General features: G+C 61.7%; 2 protein-coding genes and 1 pseudogene. 1 reads left to right on the forward strand and 2 read right to left on the reverse strand.

Going from position 1 to position 671, the window contains the following annotated elements; all coding sequences use genetic code 11:
* Together HMPREF2736_RS12590 and HMPREF2736_RS12595 are read right to left on the reverse strand one after the other, a co-directional pair.
* A pseudogene (locus tag HMPREF2736_RS12590) lies at positions 1-118 on the reverse strand (N-acetyltransferase); the annotation flags it as partial.
* Positions 111-452 carry an HAD family hydrolase gene (locus HMPREF2736_RS12595; protein ID WP_070772463.1) on the reverse strand — a complete coding sequence of 114 codons (342 nt, stop codon included), beginning with the start codon at positions 450-452 and terminating at the stop codon, positions 111-113. The pseudogene HMPREF2736_RS12590 and the gene HMPREF2736_RS12595, both read right to left, overlap by 8 nt.
* A gap of 85 nt (positions 453-537) precedes the next feature.
* Between HMPREF2736_RS12595 and HMPREF2736_RS12600 the strand changes: the two genes are divergently transcribed.
* Positions 538-671, forward strand: a 134-nt coding sequence (locus HMPREF2736_RS12600) for a glutaredoxin family protein (RefSeq protein WP_246822036.1), incomplete at its 3' end; no start/stop codon positions are given.

Here is a 671-nt window from a genome sequence, read left to right on the forward strand (position 1 = left end):
CGGGGCGGTGCTCGTAGGTGCGGGGATCTGAGTGAATCGCAAAAATGGCATCGATATCCGCATGTGTAGGCACCGACAACTCAAGCCGCGGGGTGTGCAGGGCAAACGCATCAGACATGGTGAGTCCTGTCCTGCCGCTTGCTCCACAACCGCCACAAAGAGAACTCACCCGCGGCACTCAGTACCGGCAGGGTGGACAGGCGTACGGCGCGGCGCACCGGACGGTAGTCGCGGACGGCCCAGCCTTGGGCTTTCGCGTGGCGGCGCAGCGCACGGTCCGGATTGACGGCAACGGGGGAGCCGACCATCTCAAGCATGGGGAGGTCGTTGATGCTGTCGGAGTAGGCGGTGCACTGCTTGAGATCGTGTTGCTGCAGTAGGTCCTCAAGGAAGCGGCGGAGGTTTCCTTGAGAGACTGACCATTGTGCAAGGAATTCCCGCTGTTCTGACATGGCAATCGTGACTCTTTCGGTGGCGGTGTTAGCGTGAGCAATCATACAAGGGCGAGCGACGTAGGCACGATGAAGACGAGTTGCGATGAAGACGGTCGAGCTGATGGTGCGCTCCACGTGCGGTTCGTGCGAGCGGGTGGAGGCGCAGATCGCTCCGGTGGTGGAGAAGTGTGACACGGAGCTAGTGCTTGTCGACGTCGACCTGGACCCCGACAACGC

Source organism: Corynebacterium sp. HMSC036E10, assembly GCF_001836265.1.
GTDB lineage: Bacteria > Actinomycetota > Actinomycetes > Mycobacteriales > Mycobacteriaceae > Corynebacterium > Corynebacterium coyleae.

What these genes read in the sequence shown, in the direction of transcription:
- HMPREF2736_RS12595 (WP_070772463.1), bottom strand. Translation starts at nt 452, where the DNA reads ATGTCAGAACAGCGGGAATTCCTTGCACAATGGTCAGTCTCTCAAGGA.